Source organism: Parapedobacter sp. SGR-10 (assembly GCF_011030405.1).
Lineage (GTDB): Bacteria > Bacteroidota > Bacteroidia > Sphingobacteriales > Sphingobacteriaceae > Sphingobacterium.
In genome coordinates, this window is sequence record NZ_JAAJTJ010000007.1 from 104670 (window position 1) to 129741 (window position 25072).

The window sequence follows — 25072 nt, forward strand, 5'->3', positions numbered from 1 at the left end:
AACATATACTAGAGTAAAACAGATTTTTTATAATTTTTTAGATCAAAAGCAGATGAAATTAACGACTATTTATCCGGTTGTAAAGATGAAAACAGTAATGAAAGTGTCTTTGCTATTTTGTGTTTTATCCTTTTTTGCACTTTATGCAAAAGGACAAAAAGCCGAAAGCAATGTTCGGATCTCTTGGGACTACAATACGTATCAAGAGATGACAAGCGTAAATGTGGCAAATAAAGGTTTTGTCGAGGGGGAACTTCACTATCCGAGGGTCAAGCGATTGTCGGACGGTTCGCTCTTGATGACCTTTAACAATGACCACTACGGTTGGAATATCTATGCGAGGCGCAGTGAGGACAATGGCAAGACATGGAGTGATGCGCAGATGTTGCGGGAGAAATACAAGGAAAGCTCTACTGCGGGAGACGATGAAGTTGTATTTGTCAATCCTGAATTTATCGAACTGCAGGATGGGCGTATTATGTTGGCGTACCAGTGGCGTTACAAAAAAGGCTATCACGATATTCCCAATACAAACGAGAACTGTGGCGTAGAGATCATGTTTAGCAACGATAAGGGAAAGACCTTTTCTTCTCCGAGAAGAATGTACAGAGGCCGTTGCTGGGAGCCTGCCATGCTGCAGCTTCCGAGTGGAGAAATCCAGATGTACATCACATCCAGTCAGGAAGTAGTGGATAAGGTGTCTAATCCACGTACGATTGTAATCCGTTCATTGGACGGAGGAAAAACCTGGCAGGGCAAAAAAGTAGCGACCTACAAGGATGCCGAACCCGTATCACGTTCGTTTGATGAGCGTTCATCCTATGATGGTATGCCTACTGCTGTCTGGCTGGATGACAACAAGGGTATCGCTATGCCTATCGAGGTATGGAGCGGTAGGTTTGTAGTAGACCAAACTCCGATGGTTGTCAAAACGGATGCCGATGTTAATTGGCGTGGGGATCAGAAAAAAATTGCCAATGAAGGAGGCCCGGAATACCCTTATAAAAAACAGTTGAACAAAGATTTTGTCGGATATGGACCGTATTCAACAAAGCTAAAGACAGGGGAAGTAGTCGTGATAAGTAACGGACAGTATAAAGGCGAGCAGGGGATATGGGCCTTTATCGGAGATAAAAAAGCGGATAACTTCCGTTTTGCAACTTCTCCTTTTGTCGGGCATTGGGGTTCGATAGACGATATCGGGGGCAATAAAGTCATCGTGTCCGGAACAGCGAATTACAAGGATGCCAGCAATAAAGAACGTGCGAAAGTACTGGTCATGACCGGACGGCTCAACTATTCGAAAGATATTGCAAAGGGAGACCTGAGCATGCCTGCAGTAGCACAATTTGATAAGGACAACAATGACTATTGGTTTCTTGGCAAGAAAACACAGGCTTCTACGTTTACCAACTTTGGTTATACCAATGAAAGCTTGATCATAGGCACGTATTATTTTGATCGTAATATCGTTGCATTTACACCTGAAAATTCGGACGCTTCAATTTTGCTGTTGAGCAGGAAGAATAAAAAAGGTGGTTACGATAACTACAAGATTGCCGTAAATGCACAAGGCAAATACACGGTTTACCATGAAGAAAACTATTCGTGGAGATTGATACACAAGGGGGTGACTTCGGATGTAGAAGTTGTTGGAACCATCAATAACGGAAAAGATAAGGATTTGGGGTATTCCGCAAAATTAAAAATCGATTGGGCTTTGCTTGGCGGTGCTCCGACAGCAGATGACGTGTTTAGAGCACATTTAAGGCTGCATTATAAAGACAGGGTTGCAGAAAAACCTTTGGCACTACAGGAAAGTATGGCCGGTGAAAATAGTGATTATCCAGAAGAGTGGTTGCCTTTAATATTTAGGTAATATTGCAAGAGTCAAAATAGGAAAAATCCCAGAACGGGAAATTCTGGGATTTTTCCTGATGTAAAACTAAGACTACTCTTTTGTAACCTTTGTTCTCTTTTAAAACTTTATCTGTACAAAGAAGAATTATGGTCTATGTGAAGCACATATTATCATATATATCCCAAAGCTGTCAGCTTTTTATGTCAAACATTTTATCATTCCTAACTTTGTACTAGGATTTCTCAGAATTATCTGTAACTTCGTGTACGTACCCCAATATTGTGGAGCCTAATTGATGATTAAAAAACGTGAAGACACTGGTTATAAACAATGTAGGTTGAGGTTGCTTTTTTTTTAAAATTATTTTTCAAGGAATAGGGTGCAAGAGGTTGATATTGAACCGTGAAAAGCGGTAAAATGTTCGGATGGTATGCATAAAGATATAGGACATTCTACTATTGTAGGTGCATTGAAAGTCGGTCAGGAGGCGGCTTTGCGGCAGCTTTTTGACCTCTATGCAGATGCTGTTTACGGTATTGCCTATAGCGTATTGAAGGATTCTTTTGAAAGTGAAGAAGTTGTTCAGGAAGTCTTTATCCGGGTATGGAATTCTAGAGACAGACTGGATGAGGACGGAAATATCTGGGCGTTTGTGTATGTTGTGGCGAAAAGGTTATCTCTCAATAGGCTTCGCGATTTACGAGGCAAAATCAAAAATCAAGTTGCATTGCCCGAAGTTGATCTTGTACATACGACAGGCTGTGATCATCCTATCCTCGTCGGAGAAATATTGGCATTGGAACATGAAGTCCTTGAAAAATTGCCCGAACAACAGAAAACGGCTTACCTGCTGAGTAGACTAGAAGGGTTGACCTATAAGGAAATAGCTAGTCAAATGGATATAGCCCCCAATACCGTCAAAAACCATATCATTCAAGCCCTCAAAACCTTTAGAAAACATTTCCAACGTTTTGGTTATCCGCTATTGTTGGTGTTTTTGAATAATATGTAGAGACGTAAGGTCTTATGTCTCTACGGACATGGGCAAATAATTATTTGCCCCTACAGCATAATATTTTTTTTCAATTTCCACTAGTCCTACCTTTTGTTTTTTGGGTTCTATATATAAACAATACCCATAAACCTAGATGGACAACGTTAGACTAAGATATTTACTGGCAAAGCGTGTGACTGATACAATTTCTCCGGAGGAATTGGACGAACTGTTTGCACTTCTGGAGAAAACAGACCTTGAAACGCAAGAAGAGGTATTGACCGATATTCTCAAAGGGAAAGAGCTTGAACATAGGCTGCCTTTGGAAAACAAAGAGTTGCTCTATGAAAGCATACGCCAAGCGGTTTTGAAAGACCAAGCCAATACCCGGCCCAATAGATCAGTTACATTCAAGAAATATATTTCCATCGCTGCAGCTTTGGTGGTAGGTTTGTCTACATTGCTCTGGCTTTGGAAAAAGTCGGAATTTGACGGTCGGCATACTACAGAAAATGTCGATCTCGAGGTGGCAAATGTAACTGACGATATTTACATTGCTCCAGATAGTGTACCATTTTTACGCCTTCCCAATGGCGAAATACAGGTATTGGAGGACGATCAACCGAATGCTTTGGCCGAAACGGGTGTAAAGATTTTACAGGGAAAAGATGGTGAAATCATATACGAAGTGCAACATGCTCCCCTCGGTTTATTCGAAGAGGAAAATATTGTGTTTACCACGCCAAAGGGACAATCCAGCAAGATATTGTTGATAGATGGGACAGAAGTTTGGTTGAACAGCGGGTCTTCGTTGACCTATCCAAGAGTTTTTTCAAGTAAAGAGCGTCGGGTAAAATTGGTAGGCGAAGGGTATTTTGATGTAGCTCACAATACCGAAAAACCATTTTATGTAGAGACGACTAATGGCCCTTTGATTCGGGTATTGGGAACTGCGTTCAATGTCTATGCATATCAAGAGGATAGGACGACTACCACCACGCTGGTCAAAGGTACCGTACAGTTGGAAGGAAAACATCACAAAGTCGTATTGAAGCCCTCTGAACAGGTAACCGCCAATGAAAATGATGCTGTATTGCATAAAAAAAGTGTACAGGTGGATGATTTTACCACTTGGAAAGACGGTTATTTCAATTTCAATGAACAGTCTATACCACAAATATTGGCTAAAGTACAGCGATGGTACAATATTGAGGAAATCTCGTATGACTATATGTCCGATGAGAAGTTTACGGGAACATTCAAAAGAACCAAATCACTCAAGAGTCTACTCTTAAAATTGGAGAAAATAAGTAATGTGAAATTTCAGATAAAAGAAAGGAGGGTTGTCGTTACAAAATAAAGTTTACATCTCATCAAAGACTAAAAACCAAGAACGTTGCTACCGTTCCTGGCCACTACAGGTTAGTCTGGATCAAAATCAATGCAACATGATTTCTGTAAGATAAGGTGATGAAGGTTATAATGGTTGCGATGGTTAAGTAGGATTAGAACCTCCATAATTTTCATAACCTCTATAACTACCATAACCCTGAAGTAAATAACTAATATTAAACAACTAATCAATTGATGGATTATGCAAAAACAAAAATTGTTTTTTGGGTTGGTGTGTATAGGGATATTTTTCCTGTTCAGCCAATGTAAAAAAGAAACGGAGAATAACGAGCCGTTACCTCCTTTGGGAGATGCGGAGACTTGGGTAACGTTGGCCAATGAAGATATACAGTCATTGGGCCACATCGTTCGGGCTATCCAATCGGAAGATGCCGTAGAGCATATACGTATAGAGGACGAACTTGTACACCTAGAGATGCACAACGGGAGCAAGGCTCAGGTACGACTGGATTATGCTAACTATCCCAGCCCTTTGGTGGGCGCGCATTTGATCGATGATGATTATTATTGGACGATCATCAATGGTACAGGTACTTCGGCTACCCGGCTCATCAAGGATAAAGACCGAAAAAATCAAAATATAGAAGACGAAGCTGTGCCTAAAATGTTGGTAAACAATACAGGCAATTGGGTTGTAGAGATGAAAGGGTTACAGGAAGAAATTGCAGATGCAGACGGCAAACCTTTTCGTGCCATCGGCCGAAAATCATTATTCAACAGTGTGTCATTTGATATAGACAGCAACGTGACGATTGTGACGAACGAATCGCCCAATAGATCGTATGTATTGCCAAAGTACAGGCCTTTTACGCTTGTTTTTGATCGTGCAGAAACGGATGTGCTTACCATCGCTTCCGGGTTTGCCATAGCAGTAGATTTCAGACAGGTTGGCGTAGAAGAACTCGAATTTGATCTTCCGGCAGCTTGGTCCGTAACATATGAATTGAATGTAGCACAAAAGTCAGGTGTCCTGCAAATCACTTCACCTACGGGTATGGAGACCGAATTTGACGAAGAAGGTGTCATTACCATTAGGGCAAAAGACCAATACGGGCGTCAGCTTGAAAGAAAAATCCCTGTAAAAGTGGAAGTAGGCGTTGTGAATTATGCCAGCGTGACCTTTACGGATATTGTGGCAGGTGTAGAACTTACAGGAGCTATATTTACCTTTGCGGAAAATCTGACGTCAACCAATGTGAGAGACGTGACAGCGATCAAGGCAGGAGATACTTTCCGTCTGATGATTCCCGAGGGATTCCCCGATCTCCGGAAGGTGACATTCACCACGGCCGCAGGTAATTTTGACTATTATTTCAAACCGAATACCTATTTGTCTATCGGAGAGCAAAATCTTTCGATTGCACCTCCTGTGCTCACATCGTACTGGCAGGGCGGCATCATTGTACATATCCATGAAACATTGCCTCTATCCGGTATTGCGAGTTATAAGATAACCGGAAAAGTGGTACATGTACAATCCCCGGAAGCAAATATCAATTGGTTTCCAAATGGAAATGTAAACGTGACTGCCGCTAGTAGTGATACAGACGGTGCCGCCAATACAGCTGCTATTATTTCAGCTTTGGGTGGTCCGGGTACATCGGCAAATTATATTGCACGTTGGGCCATACGTGTACGCGACGGGGGATATTCGGATTGGTATCTAGGAGCGTTGCGCGACTATGAATATTTTCATCAAGCTTGGGCACCGTTGGTCCCGAACAATGCCAGCCATGTGGCTACAATAAACCAGAAAATTTCAGGTTTTGGCGGCAATATCAAGCTTCAGGATACACACAATCTATTCTGGACTTCGACGAATATTAGCACGACCCATGCTAAAGCGTATGATGTCAGGTATAACCCACCTTATACCACAGGACAGAAGGTCTATGGAGCTAGAGGTTTGGCATTTAGGGATTTTCAATGATACAACTAAAAAAGCCAGGAACGTTGCTACCGTTCCTGGCCACTAAAAGTTAGCTGTAGTTAAAAAAATCAATGCAACATGAGCTTTTTACTAAAACAACTTAACAAATGTATAAAAAAACAGACGAAATATACCGCCTGCATAGGCGGTTCTTATGGAAAATATGTGTTATGATGAAGCTTACACTCATATTGATCGCATTTCTATCGCTGAATGTTCATGCGTCGGCATTGGCACAACGGCTTTCGTTGCAGGCCAGACAAAAGCCTATCAAGGACGTACTGTTGGAGATCAAAAGCAAAACAGGATATGATTTCCTTTTCAACAATAATATCCTGACAGGAGCAAGGCCTGTGACCGTAGATTTGAAAAATGCTTCGCTTCGGGAAGTATTGGACGCTTGTCTGGAAGGGCAGCCTTTGGATTACGAGATTGAAGAATCGACGGTTTTGATCAAAAGAAAACCTGCTGTACAGACTGTCCAGATGGAGGTAAAGCAGAACCGTAGTTTAAGAGGCCGGATCAGAAGCAATACAGGAGAGGTTCTAGCCGATGTCACGATCCGAAATCTCACCTCAGGATATACCACTGCCAGCAATTCAGACGGATGGTTTGAAGTACCGAATGTGAATATCAATGATCAATTGTCTTTTTCGAGGATAGGCTATACAGCCTACAGGCTGACTGTCATCAACTATAATGAACAAAATATCGTACTCTCTACGGAAGATCAGGACCTGGACGAAGTGGTAGTCGTCGGATATGGTACACAGCGGCGTGAATCGGTTACGGGGTCGGTTGCACAGATCAGTTCCAAAGAGATCATGCAATCTCCTGTAGGAAATATTACAAACATGATCACGGGAAAGTTGCCAGGATTGATATCCCGGCAGGGAGGAGGAGAGCCGGGGAGTGACCAGTCTACCATGCGTATCCGAGGCAACAGTAGTTTTGCGCCTGTGGTGGATGATGTCAATCCCAATACACCTGTGATTATTGTAGATGGAGTACGACGTTCGATGACACAGTTGGATCCTGAAGAAGTAGAGACAATCACGGTACTTAAAGATGCCTCTGCGGCGGCTGTATATGGATTGCAGGCCGCGGCGGGAGTAATCCTGGTTACGACCAAGAAAGGAAAATCCCAAAAACCCTCCGTCCGGTTTAACCATTCTTCCCAATTGAGTGAAAATACCATGTTTCCAGAATTTCTGAATGGCCCCGAATATGCCTATTGGTACAATAAAGCACGGATGATCAATGGAAAAGAACCACTGTTCAGCAATGCTGATATCCGTAAAATGGTAGAGGGCGACCCAGAAGGAAAATGGGGGAATACCAATTGGGTAAACGAATTGTTTAAGACTGGTAAAACTTCTCACAGTGGTGTATCTGTAGAGGGTAGAAATGACAAGATCAGCTACTATTTCTATGGTGGATATTTCAAACAGGACGGAAATGTCAAAAATATTGACTTTGATCGGTATAATCTGCGTAGTAATATAGAAGTTACGGCCACCGAAAACCTCAAAGTACAGATTGGTGTAGGAGGAAGGAAAAGCCAAAAGAATGCGCCTACATTCAGTACCGAAAAGAATACGTGGAACAATGTATTTCAGCAGGCCATGCGTGCGCATCCCTATTTGCCCAAGGAATATGACGGATATCCAACTGGCAATAGAACCAATGGTCCGCTCGTAAGTCCTATTTCGGCATTGGAGCAATCTGGATTTCGAAAGAACTATACGGACAATTTTCAGAGTAATCTAAGGTTAGATTTGGCTATGCCCTTTGTCACGGAAGGACTTTCTTCTTTTGTGATGGGGAGCTATGATTATAACGGAGCTTTTGCAAAATCTTTTCAGACACCTTATCAACTGGCACAAGGGATTGTAGGACCTACAGGAATTAATTATCAGATTGTCGATTCGTCTATAGGAAGCCTTGCAAAATTGGCCGAAAATATGTCACGATCTGGTTTTTTGACCTTGCAGGCAGCATTGAATTACAACAAGAGCTTTGGTCAGCATAACGTGGCCGGACTTGTATTGTACGAACAATTCCGGACGCTGTCGAATAAGTTTTCGGTGTCGACTCAAGGATTAGACTTTGAAGAACTTCCCGAGCTAGGTTTTGCAAGCGAGCTGATTGCCGGACCAGGAGGGTTTAATGGAGGAAGTAGTATTGTACCGAGCGCTGGCTTTGTAGGAAGGCTCAATTATGATTTTGCAAGCAAATACTTATTGGAGTTATCGGGCCGATACGATGCGTCTTACAAATTTGCCAAAGACAGGCGATGGGCATTGTTTCCTGCAGTATCGTTGGGATGGAGAATGTCCAATGAGGACTTTTTCCATGAAGCACTACCTTTTGTCAATGATCTAAAACTGAGAGGATCGGTCGGCAAACTTGGAAATGATACAGGTGTCCGCAATTATACTTTCCTCAGTACGATGGCCATGCTCACCCGGGAAGGTGATCCGAATATTAAAGAACCTGCTGTAGTCATTGGAAATACACCACAAAATGCCTATGTCACGAGTGCATTGAGCAATCCTGATCTATCTTGGGAAACGGTCAATATCTATAATGTTGGACTGGAAGCCAGTTTATGGAACAACAAGTTGGGTTTTGAAATAGATGCGTTCTACAAAGTCACGGACAATATTCTCGAAAACCAAGGGGGGACATTTGCACCATCAATGGGAGGATATTTCCCTTCGGTAGTGAATACCGGCAAAACAGACAGTAGAGGATTTGAGGTTGGTGTGAATCATCAACATCGAATCGGAGCACTGAATTATGGAGCAAGATTTACGCTCAGTTATTACAAAAACCGTTACCTCAGTATTCGAGAAAGTGCCAATACACCCGATCACTTGAAGCGAAATGGACGTGCATTGGACGAAAAACACGGCCTGATCGCCTTAGGGATCTTTCAGACTGATGAAGAAGCACAAAACTGGCCAAGTATCTTTGGCGGCAATCAAGCTGGGGACATCAAGTATATGGATGTCAATGGTGATGGAAAGCTGACGTATAACGAAGATAGGGCATGGATTGCAGGCAGCAACATACCGAATCTGATCTCTGGCCTGTCACTGTTTGCCGATTACAAGGGCTTTGATTTTTCGGTCATGTTGCAGGGAGCGGCCAACCTATCGTATGCACTTAGCGGATACTATCCGGATATAGGATATGATAATACAGAGTTTACCACACCCTTCTTTCAGGAAGGTAATGCACCACGTTATTTGGTCGAGAATATGTGGACTCCCGATAATCCCAATGCAAAATATCCAAGGCTTTCGGATATTAAGGTGCAGAATAATAAATGGGCTTCGACCATGTGGATTGTAAATGGTGATTATCTGCGTCTCAAAACAGCTCAGATAGGCTATACGATTCCGAAGAATATCGTCAAAAAATTGGGAATGGAAAGCTTGAGACTGAATGTCTCAGGAGGCAATCTCTTTACATGGACAGAATTCAAATATCTGGATCCCGAAGCACCTGACGTGTCCAACGGTTTTTACCCACAACAGCGAGTGTATTCATTTGGTATAGATGTGAAATTCTAAATTTTAGTATTATGAAACGAATTCTTTATATATTTTTCATCATCCCATTTGTGACGGGTTGTGGTGATTTTTTGGATCCGGATCCGACGGATCGTTTGAGTGATAAATTATTTTGGGTCAAGGAGAGCTCTACGGATCTGTACCTCAATTCTTTGTACACCTATATTCCTTCTTATGGCAATTTTGGAACAGCACAGTTCAACGACGGTTTGTTGACAGAGGGTATGACGGGTATGTTGAAATATGGTTCTTATTCTGCAGGTGGAGGCAATGCCAATAGGATCGTATTGGATCCCTATTTCGTGACGGCAGATCAATCACAGGGTCTTGTGATCTGGACGAAATCCTATGAACGTATTCGCCGGGTCAATGAATTCATCAGCAGTATGAAAAAGTATGCCACCTATGCAGATGATATAAAAAATCGTTATGAGGCACAAGCTCGGTTTTTGAGGGCATTTTTGTACTATCAACTATTGCTACGTACCAATACAGTGGTCTTGTACGATGATCTCCCTACATCCAATAATAAACCGTTGAGTTCAGAAGCGGAGTGTTGGGATTTTGTCGAGAACGACTTAAATTTTGCGGCGCAGCACCTGCCCGTAAAATGGAGTGCAGATCAAAATGGACGTATTACCAAGGGAGCTGCTTTTGCGTTGAAATCACGTGCCATGTTAGTGGCCAAACGTTGGGAAAAAGCACGGAACGCCGCAAAGGAAGTGATCAATCTGACCGATAATGGTGCAAAGGTTTATGATCTGAATCCATCCTATAAAGATGCGTTTAGATCCTATTTTAACGGTAATCCCGAATCTATCCTCGAATTCAGGTATCAATTGCCGGCACCAACCCATACGTTTGACCGGAAGTTTGCACCGGCAGGAGATTGGGCAAATAATGGTGGAGCTGCTTGTCCTACACAAGAGATGGTGGAAGAATACGAATTGGCTATAGGTGGTAAGGCCGATTGGTCAGCTTGGCGAGGTCGAACGACCGAAACACCACCTTACGATCAACTGGAACCTCGTTTTCATGCATCTATCTTGTACAATGGCGCAAGCTGGAAAGGAAGACAGATCGAAAGTTTTGTAGATGGAAGGGACGGTTTTATGGAATACGGATTTCAGCCCAATACGTTTGGCAAGACCACGACAGGATATTACTTACGCAAATATCTCAATGAAGGGATCGCGGATATATCGACGACTTACAGTGATCAGCCATGGATAGAGATCAGACTAGCCGAAGTGTATCTTAATCTTGCAGAAGCCTGTTATCGTATCGGTGAGACCGGTGATGCCAATGATGCTATAGAAAAGATCCGGGGACGTGTCAATCTGCCCTATTCGGACAAGACGGGCGATGACCTGTTTGAAGCGATCCGCCATGAACGAAAAGTGGAACTGGCCTTTGAGGGATTCCATTATTGGGACCTCCGCAGATGGCGGGTGGCGCATGAGGAATTGCACAACGTGCGTTTCCATGGCCTCAAAATCACAAAATCGGGTACTATACTCACCTACGAATATGTGGACGTAGACAAGGCAGATCGTAAATTCCTTGAAAGATTTTACAATTTTCCGATTCCTGTCGCTGAAATCGCAAATAATACATCCTTAAGTCAAATAAATCTATGGTAACGATGAATAAATACAATATAGTTTTCCTCCTCGTAGCGACCTTATTATTTGCTTGCGAGAAACCCGAAGAGAATATTTCTGCACCGCGCTTTGGCCTGACCAATATTTATGCACAGTTTGCAGATGAGTCCATTTCTACGGAACAGTTTACGACATCTCAGGAAGCACCTTTCGGAGAGGTCATTCGAATACAGTTTCCGAAGTATTATCCACGCAACACCTTAAATCCGATTGACATCACACGGATGCGTATGACGGCTACTTTGCCCGTGAATGTCAAGATAGAACCTAAACTAAATGTGATGGATTTGACAAAACCCAATACTATTGAAGTGATCAATAGTAATGGGACAGTTGATAAACATGTTATTATAGGGGAGATTGTGGAGTGAGTTGAGGGTACCCGAAAGGCCAGATAAAACCGCCTAATTTGTCATCCTGAACGTAGTGAAGGATCTAAATGCTTGATTGATTGTAACGTTTATAGATTCCTCCTATCGTCGGAATGACAAAAAGAGGATAATACCTGCTTTTGGGACAGTCCCATAAGAAAACTTTCCAGAAAAAACTAAAAAAGTAAAGTAATGAAACAAAAAACAAAATATTTGTTAACGATAGTGGTACTGTTGTTAACGGGCTTTGTCTCTTGCAAAGAAGACAAAGGTATTACAAATTACTATCATAGGGTAAACCCGGTCATCGGTCTGACGGCTACATTGGATGGTTCCAGCAAAGAATTTTATCCGACCGAAGCCAGTCTCAAATCGAACGATATTCTTGTTGATTTTCCGTATTATTTTCCGGAAGAATCAAACGATCAGATTGATGTTTCGAAAGTAAAACTAGACATCGAATTTAATGAAGAGATCACGGTGCTGTCTCCGATCCCGGATCTTGTCGATTTGCGCAACCCTTTTGTCATCCAAATCGAAAATGCAGATGGTAAGAAAGAAGATGTCAAGATCATAGCCGATGTAAAGAAAAGCAACCGGGCACAGATATTGAGTTTTTCGCTTCCCTCGGTGGGTTTGAATGGAACTATTGTCGAATCCATAGGAATGATCGGTATAGATCGGGGAAACCATGATCTGTCCAATGTGGTACCTCAGATTACCATTTCGGGGGGAGCGACTATTTCTCCCGATCCGAATATTGCCCAAAATTTTAATAATAGGCTAACCTACACGGTCACTGCGCAGGATGGCACACAAAGGATTTACTCTATTGAGGATCTCGCCGGTATTAATAATTTTGAAATATCCAAAGGAGTAAATGTCGCTTCGTGGTTATCTACACCCAAGTACGATGGTGCGCAACGTGTTGCTTTTTTTACGGAAGAGGATGTGGAGTTGCTTGCTGCCCAAGGATTTGATCATATCCGGCTGTGTATAGATGAAGTATACCTGTGGGATGAATCTGGTCAAAAGATCCGGCCGTATGCCTTTGACCTGTTGCACGATGCTATTGGCTGGTGTATCAAGCATAATATGCGGGTACTGGTCGATATGCACATCACGAGAAACCATAGGTTTACCAATACGGAAAATACTTTATTTACCAATCCGGCTGAACCGGCCAAATTTGTGAAATTGTGGGAAGATCTCTCAGATGAATTGAAGCATTATCCAAATGCTCTGGTGGCTTATGAACTGCTTAACGAGCCTGTGTCTGGCAATGCTGCAAATTGGAACAATGTGGCAGCTTTGGCCATCAATGCTATCCGGGCAAGGGAACCCGATCGGACGATTGTCGTGGGGGTATGTACGACAAATGGTTCAGTGAGATACGCCGAATTGAATTTGCCATCTAACCATCAGATTTTGCTCACTTATCACTTTTATGGGCCTTTTCTGCTCACAGCCTATGGCTTACAATCTACTACCGGAGGACGTACGGATATCCCCATCCAATATCCGGGACAGCTCGTGCCCAATGAATGGATTAGTCAGTTGCCTGCAAACTGGCAGTCCACCGGAGCAAGGCACTACGACAGGGATGTGTTGGAGACCAGTTTATTGTCCGGTATAAATATGGCAAAGAGGTTGAATGCACCTGTCTTTGTCGGTGAATTTGGGACTTTGAATACTGTTCCGGAGCCAAGCAGGGCCAACTGGTATAGGGATGTAGTCTATATATTGGATAAGCATAACGTGCCTTATACCTCTTTCGATTACAAAGGAGCTGGATACAGCGTGGTTAATGAGAATCGTACCTTACGTTATCCTCATATCATAGATATTTTGACCGGAAAGTAGTATTTTATCGATACCTCATCGTTATTGTCCGTAGAGTTCCGTAAGGTCTCTACGGACTTTATCCATTTTGACTTTTGAACATAGTAAGGTGGCCGTCAGGCTGCCTTTTTTCATTACTCCCATCTCTGGTAGTAGTCGGAGAGGCTTCGTGGCAAAGTTGTTTTCACTTCGGATCAGATATTGGGTGTTTTCACCTATTCCTATTGTGAATCTACTTTGTAATACTTACTTTTGAGTAGTATTGGACTAACCGTAGGCAATTATAGATTTTTCTTAGATGAAAAACATCCTCACCGAAATGCATGTAAAAGCCCTTTTTGAGCAATATTATATTGCTCTGGTAGAGTTTTCGTGGCATATCGTAAAATGTCGGGACACAGCATCGGACATTGTACAGGACACCTTTGTCAAGGTTCTGGAAAGATTGGAAGAGTTGCCGTCACAAGAAAAAGCCCTAAAAAGTTATTTATATTCTTCTGTTCGGAACATTTCCCTCAATCATATCCGACATCAGAAGATTGCTGACGGCTATCAGAAGTCCAACGAATGGAACGAAATGGATGAAACCTATATCCTTGATGCAATGATCTATGCGGAGACGGTCAATAATTTGCATAAGGCTATCAAAACCTTACCAAAATCCTGCCAAGAGGTTTGCAAACTGACCTATCTGGAAGGTAAGTCCAACAGTGAGGCTGCTGAATTGTGCGGCGTCTCCATCAATACCATAAAAACACAGAAAAGACGCTCCGTCGAACTACTCCGTCATCGGCTTGCTCCGATTTTCCATTCTTTAAAAGCATTTGTTTTATTCTTTTTCGGGTAGAGGCACAATGTATTGTGTCGCTATGAAACAAGGGTGTGAAAAGGACGAAAAAAATATTTTTTTCAGCCTTTTCACCCTTTTCCTTTTCACAAGTGTCTCATTAGGGAAGCAAGGGCAAAGAAGGTTGATCGCAAAGTTATATCTCAGAAACTATGATACCAAAAGACGAACACTATATAAGAGCAGCGGAACTTGTCGCACGATATCTAGAGGGGGATATTTCGGATGAGGAGCTCCGGGAGCTGATGGATACAGTCGAAAGATATCCATCATTGCGCTCGTGGGTGGAAAGCAAAGATATTTCTTTGGAGAAAATAAGGGAACGCCTTACTGAATATCAATCTTTTGATCTAGAAAAAGAGTGGCAGTCTGTTTTGGCTAGACGTGATACTATCCGAACACCGATGTACAAGAAGTGGTGGGCAATAGCTGCATCCATCATAGCGGTATGTCTGGTAGGTGGAGCTTTGTTGTTAAACAATAAAGAGTCTACAAATAAAATTGCCGATACTTCATCACCGCAGATCGAAATCGTTCCGGGCCGGGAAATAGCAACCTTAACACTTTCTGATGGTTCGACCGTCCAGTTGGGAGAAGCTGGAAGGAATATGGTAGTGGATGGAAATACCACATTGGATGTCACGGGTGATATGTTGGATTACCGACAGGCCAAAGATGCAGAAGCACATATTCACAAACTCCGCGTTCCGTTGGGCGGTACCTATCATATACAGTTGGCAGACGGTACCAAAGTTTGGTTGAATGCAGACTCTGAACTGGAATTTCCGGCGTCCTTTGTCGGCAACGAAAGACCTGTAAAGGTACGGGGGGAAGCCTATTTTGAAATTGCCAAGGATCCATCCAGACCGTTTAAGGTAGAGGTAGGAGATACGGAAGTAGAGGCTTTGGGTACAGCATTCAATATCAATACACACTTGTATCAAGGAAAAATTAAAACTATACTGACAGAAGGAAAGATCAAGGTAAGTACCAATGGGGAGTATAAGGTCATCGAACACGGTTATGAAACGATCAGTGGCCAAGGAAATATTACTATAGGGAAAGCTGATCTAGAGGAAGCCTTGGCTTGGAAAGATGGTTATTTCTATTTTAATAGCAAAAGTCTGAAAGAAGTGCTGGAAGATGTTGCCCGTTGGTACAAAGTGGATGTAGACATACGTCCTGTACTTTCAGACAAGCGATATGTCGGGGGTATCAAAAAAAGTGAATCAATCGCTGCGGTATGCTCAGTATTGAGTGACCTGACTTCCTACAATATTGCTTTGGAAAATAAAAAGTTGGTGGTGAGGTAACATTTATCGGGAGACGTTTGTGTCCAAGCTCAAAAGTAATAACTGGCCTATGCCTAAGCTGTGTACCTTAGGGATAAAATAAAAAGTATTAAACAATAAAAAACCAATAAAATTATGAGAAAAATGGAAAAACGAGAATGAAGAGAAGATAAAAGGGTGGAAACTGGGAGTACGGCCATACTCCCAGTAAAAAGACCAAGAATATAAACTAACTGTGTTAATTAATTTACGTATAAATCTTAATCTATACAAAGATATGTATAATATCCGTATGAGACAACGGTATAAGGATCGTTGTATTTATCTATCCAAAATATTCCTTGCTATGAAATTGACCATTGTTTTTGTGTTGATTGCTACATTGAATGCTATGTCAACAGGTCTGGCCCAGACAGTGTCATTACGATTGAGAAACACCTCGTTGGAAGAAGCTTTTTCTTCTATCCGGAAACAGACGGGCTATCGTTTTATCTATCAAGCTGAGGTGTTGAAAAATACCGAAAAGGTGAATGTAGAGCTATCAAATGTACCGTTGAAGACTGCTTTGGACAAACTTGTAGAAAACAAACCGCTAACTTATCAACTGCATGATGGCACCATTGTAATCAAAGCTGCACAAAAGCATATAGAAAAATCAACTTCAGATATCTTGCAACAAGTTTTTTCGGGAACGATAACGGACAGGCTTGGAGAAAAACTTTCAGGTGTTACGATTCGAAATCAACGTACGGGCAATTCGGCTGTGAGTAGGGAAAATGGCTATTTTGAATTGACCAATGTGCAGCTCAATGATGAGTTGGTGTTTTCGTTGATCGGACACAAGTCTTATAAACTAAGAGTTGTGGACTACAAAGTGCAGAATATTGTGCTTTTGCAAGAAGACCAGGGTTTGGATGAGGTTGTGGTTGTCGGTTACGGCTCTGTGGCTAAGGAGGAGCTGACTGGTTCAGTCGCGCAGGTCAATATGAGCGAAGTAACAAAAGCGCCTGTGGCCTCCTTTATGGAGGCTTTGGCCGGAAGGGTTGCCGGCGTACAGGTATCTGCCATGGACGGCCAACCCGGCGAGGAGCTGAATATTGTGATCAGAGGTGCAGGCTCGCTTACGCAAAATACCGAACCATTATACGTGATCGACGGCTTCCCTATGGAAGAATTCCTTGCAAGTTCGCTGAATCCCGAAGAGATAGAGTCTATCAATGTGTTGAAGGATGCATCTGCAACAGCAATTTATGGCGCTCGTGCATCGAACGGTGTAGTGATGATCCAGACGAAAAAGGGTAAGGAAGGCCGCCCTGTTGTTACGTTGAATAGTTCCCTGGGATATCAGGAGGTAGGGAATCGAATGGAGATGATGTCTCCTTATGAGTTTGTGAAATACCATGCCGAGCGAAACCCTACGGTAACCCAGGGCCGCTATTTCCAAAACGGCAGAACATTGGAAACATACAGAGATATGGCCGGCATAGATTGGCAAGGCCAATTATTTCAGCGTAAGCCTACTATCATAAATAATCTTGCGATACGCGGCGGGACTGCTAATACCAAATATTCGATATCCGGCTCAACATACAATCAGGAAGGCGTCGTACTCAATACAGGTTTTAAAAGATACCAAGGGAGAGTTTCGGTAGACCAGGTTATATCTAATAAACTAGATGTCGGTATCAATGTAAACAAGAGCCTGCTTGATGCCTACGGTGTACAGGCTGCAACTGGGTCTGAAAGCAATCCGACCAATTTCCTGTTCTATAATGCCTGGGGATACAGGCCTATTAGCGGAAGGGATGACTTAGACCTGGAAGATGAGGATTTTGATCCCGACAATATTACGACTTCTGAAGAACGGATGAATCCTATTGTTACAGCAGAAAATACCAATCGCAATTATGCCACGGATGCGTTCAGTGCTGTTGCGTTTATCAATTATGAGATCATAAAAGGACTGAAATGGCGGACAACAGGAAACTACAGCAACCGTAAATTCGTAGGAGACGTATTTTATAACTCCAGGACGCCTCAAGGAAACCCACACAATCAGAATAACAGGAGAGGTATCAATGGAAGTGTACGCTACGATGAACGCAGCACCTGGTCCAGTGAAAGTACTTTGACATATGACAAACAATTCAAGCGCGGGAACCGTCTCAACGCGATGGCCGGATTTTCCGCAGTATCCATGGATCAACGGATATTTGGAGTAGCTGTACAGAACATACCGAATGAAGAACTTGATCTATCGGGATTTGACGAGGGTACACCATATTCCAGTCCTGCATCTATAACCAATTATACGTTGGCGTCATTTTTTGGCCGTTTACGTTATAGTTTTCGCTATTCTAAATATGTCGTAGAAGCGGTGTTTAGAAGTGATGGATCTTCAAAGTTTGCCCCGGGGAATAAATGGGGATTTTTCCCTTCCGGTTCTTTTGCCTGGAATATGAAAAGAGAATCTTTCCTGAAGGATTTTGCACCTATTACAGTATCCAAGCTTCGCGTTAGCTATGGTCATACCGGTAATAACCGTGTGAGCAACTTTGCATATTTGTCCAGTCTTTCGTTCCCGCTGACCAATTCCTATTCTTTTAATAATGCCTATCCTACGAAAGGAATGATCCCCAACGATTTGGGGAATTATGATCTTCGATGGGAAAATACGGAACAGATCGATATCGGGTACGATGTCGGATTATGGAAAGACAGGGTGAAATTTACGGTGGATCTTTATCAGCGGAACGCCAGGAACCTGTTGCTGGATGCCAAACTGCCCTTAACAACGGGTTTTGAATCGGCCTTCCGAAACATAGGCAGGTTAAGAAACCGTGGTTTGGAGATGAGCTTGAATGTCCAGCATATCCAGACAAAAGATTTTCAGTGGTCAAGCAGTGTCAACATCAGCTTTAATGACAATAGAGTCGTGGAATTGACAGACAACCAGACCAATTTGTTTTCTTATACAAAATTTGTGAACCAGTACGACAGTTCTCCCTTGTATGTAGCTCAGATAGGGCAGCCGGCAGCCATGTTTTATGGATATATCTTTGATGGGGTGTATCAGTATACAGACTTTGACAGCCCCGCTCCCGATGTGTATACATTAAAAAGCCATATTCCGGACAATGGGGATCCGAATGTACAACCTGGGGATATCAAATACCGGGATCTGAATGGAGATGGAACGGTGAACGGATTTGACCAGACGATTATCGGGAGGGGAATGCCTGTTCATGTAGGAGGATTTAACAATAATCTCACCTACAAAGGGTTTGATCTGAATGTGTTTTTTCAGTGGTCATACGGAAACGATATCTTCAATGCCAATCGCTTGTTTTTAGAAGGCAACGGGCTATTGCGGACCGATCTGAACCAGTTTGCCTCTTATATAGATCGTTGGTCACCTGAAAACCCTACCAATAGCAATTACAGGGCCAATGGCCAAGGGCCTCTGGGGAGGTTTTCCTCACGTACCGTAGAGGATGGCTCCTATCTGCGGCTCAAGACGGTTTCGTTGGGCTATGAGCTGCCCAAACATATAGTGAACAGGGCCCGCATTTCGCGTTTGAGACTGAATCTGTCTGCCCAAAATGTCCTCACCTGGACGAAATATTCCGGGATGGATCCGGAAGTGTCTGTACGCAATTCCATACTGACACCGGGCTTTGATTATTCGGCGTATCCGGCAGCGAGAACACTGGTTTTTGGCTTGAATGCAACATTTTAGATAAGTATTGACTTTAAAGATATAAAGACATGAAAAAAATAGCTTATTGTTTATTGGTAGTGATGCTTACAGGATTTGTTTCCTGCAAGAAGTTTCTCGATACTACTCCCAGAGACTTTGTTTCACCCGTAACGTATTACGAGACAGAAGAGCATCTGACCTTTGCTCTGGCTGGAGTATACGACATATTGGGTACGAGTTACCTATACCGTACCTGGTATATTTCCCGCTTGGGGTTGGAGGCGGATGAAGGATGTTACAATCCTGCTACGGTCACCTCCGGCCCCCAAGTGTACAATTTTTCGGCCGGAGATGCAGCAATTGAAGGTTTTTGGCAAGCTCTTTATATGGGCATCTACCGAGCCAATGCATTGCTGGCAAATGTCGATAAAAACGAAGCCATAGATGTAGCTGTCCGCAACCGGGTACGTGGAGAAGCGTTGTTTCTCAGAGCGTATTATTATTTTTTGTTGGTACAGAATTTTGGTGGTGTCCCTCTCATCTTAGAACCAACGATGAGTGCAAGTGGGAATGAGGTACCGCGTACTCCTGCAGTACAGGTTTATAACCAGATCATCGCTGATATGGAAACAGCGGAAGAGCTTGTTCTACCTATACAGGAGTTGGGGTACGGAGGTCAGGTTAACAAATCTGCCGTGCGTGGCATATTGGCCCGGGTTTGCTTATACATGGCAGGCAACCCGGTCAAAGACGTATCAAAATATGAACGGGTGAAATATTGGGCAAGTAAAGTGATGGATGATACAGAGGCTAACCATAAACTCAATCCGGATTATGCGGATGTTTTTATCAAATACGCACGTGATGAATACGATATCGGAGAAAGTCTGTTTGAAGTTGAGTTTTGGGGCAATAACTCCGGAGCGGAGCTGGAGACGGGGCAGGTAGGAGCCTGGATCGGTATTACCGTATCTGCAGCAGCAGCCGAGGCCAATCCTGCTTTGGGTGTGGCGGCAGGGTATGTAAATAGTACCAAAAAATTATATGATCTATACGATGACGGGGACGTGAGACGTGATTGGGCGATTTCCAACTTTACCTATGCAAGTAATGGAACCAAAGCTCCTATAACAAGCACAACAGCGGCATCTTACTATAACCGAAAAGCGGCAAAATACCGAAGAGAGTATGAATTGGTATCGCCAAAAACGAATAATGCTACACCGATCAATTGGCCCATTCTACGTTTTTCGGACGTCTTACTGATGTATGCCGAGGCAGAAAACGAAATAAATAATGGGCCTACTCAATCTGCAATAGATGCGGTAAATCTGGTGAGACAAAGGGCTTGGTCATCTGGAATTAAAACCATTACCGTAACCTCTGGCGGAAATGATTATACTGCTGCTCCTACGGTAAGCTTTGTTGGAGGAGGTGGAGAAGGAGCGCAAGCGATAGCATCCATCTCCAATGGACAGGTTCAATCCGTGACGTTAGGATTTGATGCAGTGACGGGGTTAAAGGCAGGGAAAGGATATAGCAGCGAGCCTACGGTTGTTTTCTCTGGAGGAGGTGGTTCCGGGGCAACTGCAACTGCTTCTATACATAGAATCACTGATGCTGACATCTCTCCTTCATTGGACAAAAATGACTTTCTGGAGTTGATTCGGGAGGAGCGTTCGCGAGAACTGTGTTTTGAGGCATTACGCAAGCCGGATCTGATTCGGTGGGGGATTTTTGAGTTTGTGATGACGAATATGAAGAACCAGATGGCGACAGACATTCCCGGAAGCCACTTGTCCCTTGCTTTTCGGAATGTGACAAGCAGGCATGTGATTTTTCCTATTCCTTCCAAAGATATGACATTGAACAGGGCCCTGGAACAGAACCCAGGTTGGTAATATTGGCAATATAAACCTTAAAACGAAATAAAATGAAAAATATTTGGTTATATACTTGTATGGTAAGCTTCCTTTTCATAGCTTGTAAAAAGGAAGTAGAACGATCTGCTCCCCATTTTGAAGTGACTACAGAATCGTCCATCTATGCGGTCAATGAGGAGGTCGAATTCAAATTCAGCGGAGATGCTGATCTGATCAGTTTCTATTCCGGTGAAGTATTGAGTGATTATGCTTTTAAGGATGGAAGAATCGTGGAACAAGGGGAGTTGGCTCTATCCTTTCAGACAAATGTACAATTCGGTACCCAAGAAAATCAGTTGAGCCTTTTGGCCTCCACAGATTTTAACGGCAAATACCAGTTTGTCGGAGGTATTGATGATGCCACCTGGATAGATCTTACTCCACTGATTACACTGGCAACGGGCACCACCTATGTGAAATCGAGCGATCCACCTATTGACTTATCAGAAATAGTGGTGGATGGTAAACCTCTTTATCTGGCATTTAAGTACACCGTAAAAGATCAGAGAACAACAGGAAACGGCGGGTATGGTGTTGGACGGACTTGGCGGGTACAAGATTTTTTGTTGACTTCAGAAACGTCTCTTGGCCTGCTTACGCTTGGGAATCTTCTGACCTCAGGATTTCAATTGGTGGACATGAAACCAGACATTGCTCCGGCGCGTTCGGTTCTATCGCCTACGACGTTAAGCATGGTGGCACATGATCGGACATTGAACAACAGCGAAACCGTTGAATCGGAAAACTGGGCTATCACGAAAGGCTTTGAAGTGGGTACACAGGATTTAGGTCCGGATAGACCTGTTCCGATCAAGGGAGTTATCGATGCACCGATGAAAAGCTATACATATACCTATACCAAGCCAGGAAAATATCGGGTCTACTTCGTTGCGTCCAATACGAATATCTACAATAGCTATGAGATTGTGAGAAGTGTGGATATCGAAATCGTAGAATAATCTATATACTATATGCGTAATTTATCTGTAATATTCCTAACACTCTGGATATCTGTTGCTGTCGGCAGAACGGACTACCGCGTCCGCACAGCAAGCCAGTTGGCAACACTAACCCTGAAAGCCGGTGACCGGGTCATATTAGAGCCGGGAGATTGGATCGACCAGGAACTCGTATTCAGGGGAAAAGGTACCCAAGCAGAACCTATACGGCTAACGGTCGATATACCGGGAAACGTGGTGCTGACAGGCAATTCATCGCTGGTGATTGATGGCAACTGGTTGGTCGTGGACGGTCTGAGTTTCAAAGGAGAGAATACTTTATCGCACCATGGCATTCGGTTTTCCGAAGCATCCTCCAACTGCCGGCTGACCAATACGGCAGTGATCGATTATAGCAACAGTGACCGCAGGATACGGAACAGTTGGATCGTGGTGCTTGGCAAGAAAAATAGGGTAGACCATTGCTATACCGAAGGCAAGACCAATAATGGGCCGACTCTGCATGTGGGGCCCACAGCAGACGAAAAAGTGTATAACGGCCCACATGAACACCGTATCGATCATAATTACTTTGCCCATAGACCACCGTTTGGCCGTAACGGCGCAGAAAGTATAGTGGTCGGCAGTGGCAATTGGTACGAAAAATCGTTTCATACTTTGGTGGAGTTCAACGTATTTGAGCGCTGTGACGGAGAGAGCGAAGTGATATCGGTCAAAGCAACGAACAATACTATTCGGCACAATCTGTTTTACGAATCAAAAGGAATGCTGTATCTCCGCCACGGAGATGCGAATGTGGTATACGGCAATTATTTTATCGGTAATAACATTAAAGGTTCGGGTGGTGTACATATCATAGGAAAGCATCAGCGGGTTTATGACAATTATTTTTATGGCCTCACGAACGGGGTTATCGTCCGGAATGGATGGGAGAAGTCCTGGATATACATACAGGTCGATGATCTGCAGCTTGCCAACAATACATTTATAAGCTGTGAACAGACATTGGTATTGGGATGGGACAAAGATGCACGTGCCACGCTTCCAGCCGTCAATAGCCTAGTATCTTCCAATTTATTTGTCTCGAAAGAAGAACCTATCGTATGGACAAATGAAAATGACCAAAAGGATAACCGCACATTGGTATTCGAAAGCAATGCATCCATCCCTTTAGAAAATGGTGATGCTGCTGTGCTTAAAGCAAGAAACGGAGCTACGTGGACAAAAAATGAAATTGGAATTTACGGATATGATCGTGTTGACAGTGCGCAAGCAGCCGGTGCGCCTCCTATGTCCGATTCATTGAAAGATCTTTTTAAGGCTATTAAAGTCGGCCCTGCATGGATGAAGTTGGAAAAACACTTTTCCATCAAACAGCCTGAAATGTAGGCTCAGAACGGAGATATATTAAATTAAGTTTTTAACTGTTTATAATATTTTAACGATGAAAAAATTAGGTTTAATGGGATTGTGCGCAATATTTGCGTGGATCTCATGTAAGAAACAAGAAGTGTTTATGACGGAAGTAATGAGGGCTGGCGGATCGGATACCTCTATTCGTTACGTTGCTCCTGATCCGTTGGGTACGGGTGATGGGATGTCTGCTGCCAATGCGGCTGATTTTCTGGATTATGACTTTTGGGATGATGTTCAGGACTCTCTGCAAGACCATCCTGTGGTTGTGAAATTTATTGGCGGAAATTATGAACGTGCCTACAGTAATAACTCCTTACGTATTGAAAACCGAGGGCACGCAGTCAACAGGCTGACATTGGAAGGTGATTCTTCGGGCAATACGATATTCACCGCTGTGGTGACAGCGGGCGTGACCAAGTCGCAATTGGTAAAGGTCATGGACTCACAGAATATTGTCATTCGGAATTTTAATTTTACAGGTGATGGAAGCATTAATTATGCGCTGTCTATTACGTCGGGACCGGGACAAAATACGGAACGTATCCGTATCGAAAACTGCACATGGAAAGATATGAGAGGGATTGTATATGGAGCTACCGGAGCGACACAAGAAGGAACCCATCACGTGACGTTTATCAACTGTGACTTTCGACGTATAGGGCTTAGTGCGGGTTCACACATGATTTATAATGCATACGGAGCAAAATATGTCAGTGTAGTAGATTCTTATTTTGAAGACTGTCCGGGCGACTATGTCCGTTTTAGGGATAAGTGTGATTACGGATTGGTGAAAGGGTGCACATTCTATCACCCACAATACATCCCCGGTATAAAGTATATCAATCTGCCACTCTATAATGATGGTACACCTTTTCCCGGTAATGAAGAGTTTGCGACCAATTATGCCTTTTTCAATAATTCTTTTTCCAGTGTTTATTTGAATACACACGGCATCGGCTTTATGAACCGGGGGTATAGCCCTCCCCACTTGAGCTATTTGTTGACACCTGCTGAAGGGGCGATTCTGGAAACTGGAACTACGGCACAAAAGACCGCATTGATGGAAAATAATTTTATGTTGCTTGCGGACAGTATCCGGGTGCACAACAACGTATATAGTAAAGTTTATACTGATATACTGCTACGGAGTCTTCCCGATTATGGCGCAACTTCTCTCGGGTATAGCGGTGGAGGGGATATTGCGGGTACACTACACAATAGCGCTGTACCTTTTTCCTGGGAAAATGAATATAACTTTTAACCAAGATAGGAGATCAAAA

Annotated in this window: 15 protein-coding genes; all 15 read left to right on the forward strand. The window is 43.2% G+C overall.

Going from position 1 to position 25072, the window contains the following annotated elements; translation table 11 throughout:
* Positions 1–52: 52 nt before the first annotated feature.
* Positions 53–1879, forward strand: a complete 1827-nt coding sequence (locus G5B00_RS07780; RefSeq protein WP_205966350.1) for a sialidase family protein — start codon at positions 53–55, stop codon at positions 1877–1879.
* 412 nt (positions 1880–2291) lie between these two features.
* Positions 2292–2873 (forward strand): RNA polymerase sigma factor, encoded by a 582-nt coding sequence (locus G5B00_RS07785; protein WP_163873053.1) that lies wholly within the window; start codon positions 2292–2294, stop codon positions 2871–2873.
* A 136-nt stretch (positions 2874–3009) separates the two neighbouring features.
* A complete protein-coding gene (locus G5B00_RS07790; RefSeq protein WP_205966351.1) occupies positions 3010–4215 on the forward strand; it encodes a FecR family protein in 1206 nt (401 codons plus the stop codon).
* A 234-nt stretch (positions 4216–4449) separates the two neighbouring features.
* Entirely contained in the window at positions 4450–6198 is a 1749-nt protein-coding gene (locus tag G5B00_RS07795; RefSeq protein ID WP_163873059.1) for a PL29 family lyase N-terminal domain-containing protein, read from the forward strand.
* A 170-nt stretch (positions 6199–6368) separates the two neighbouring features.
* Complete coding sequence (locus tag G5B00_RS07800; protein WP_163873062.1) at positions 6369–9779, forward strand: TonB-dependent receptor; 3411 nt, start codon at positions 6369–6371, stop codon at positions 9777–9779.
* Between the two features lie 11 nt (positions 9780–9790).
* Positions 9791–11422, forward strand: a complete 1632-nt coding sequence (locus tag G5B00_RS07805) for a RagB/SusD family nutrient uptake outer membrane protein (protein ID WP_163873065.1) — start codon at positions 9791–9793, stop codon at positions 11420–11422.
* 2 nt (positions 11423–11424) lie between these two features.
* Entirely contained in the window at positions 11425–11814 is a 390-nt protein-coding gene (locus tag G5B00_RS07810; RefSeq protein WP_163873068.1) for a DUF5018 domain-containing protein, read from the forward strand.
* 192 nt (positions 11815–12006) lie between these two features.
* Positions 12007–13677 carry a DUF5018 domain-containing protein gene (locus G5B00_RS07815; protein ID WP_163873070.1) on the forward strand — a complete coding sequence of 557 codons (1671 nt, stop codon included), beginning with the start codon at positions 12007–12009 and terminating at the stop codon, positions 13675–13677.
* Between the two features lie 277 nt (positions 13678–13954).
* Positions 13955–14503, forward strand: coding sequence for a sigma-70 family RNA polymerase sigma factor (locus tag G5B00_RS07820; protein WP_163873073.1), 549 nt, complete (start codon positions 13955–13957; stop codon positions 14501–14503).
* Positions 14504–14655: 152 nt separating this feature from the next.
* Positions 14656–15816, forward strand: coding sequence for a FecR domain-containing protein (locus G5B00_RS07825; protein WP_163873076.1), 1161 nt, complete (start codon positions 14656–14658; stop codon positions 15814–15816).
* A gap of 325 nt (positions 15817–16141) precedes the next feature.
* Entirely contained in the window at positions 16142–19534 is a 3393-nt protein-coding gene (locus G5B00_RS07830; protein ID WP_240894421.1) for a TonB-dependent receptor, read from the forward strand.
* Positions 19535–19563: 29 nt separating this feature from the next.
* Complete coding sequence (locus G5B00_RS07835; protein ID WP_163873083.1) at positions 19564–21396, forward strand: RagB/SusD family nutrient uptake outer membrane protein; 1833 nt, start codon at positions 19564–19566, stop codon at positions 21394–21396.
* A 32-nt stretch (positions 21397–21428) separates the two neighbouring features.
* Entirely contained in the window at positions 21429–22376 is a 948-nt protein-coding gene (locus G5B00_RS07840; RefSeq protein ID WP_163873087.1) for a DUF5017 domain-containing protein, read from the forward strand.
* Between the two features lie 12 nt (positions 22377–22388).
* Positions 22389–23765, forward strand: coding sequence for a polysaccharide lyase 6 family protein (locus G5B00_RS07845; protein ID WP_163873090.1), 1377 nt, complete (start codon positions 22389–22391; stop codon positions 23763–23765).
* A gap of 127 nt (positions 23766–23892) precedes the next feature.
* Positions 23893–25053, forward strand: coding sequence for a hypothetical protein (locus G5B00_RS07850; protein WP_163873093.1), 1161 nt, complete (start codon positions 23893–23895; stop codon positions 25051–25053).
* Positions 25054–25072: the final 19 nt, after the last annotated feature.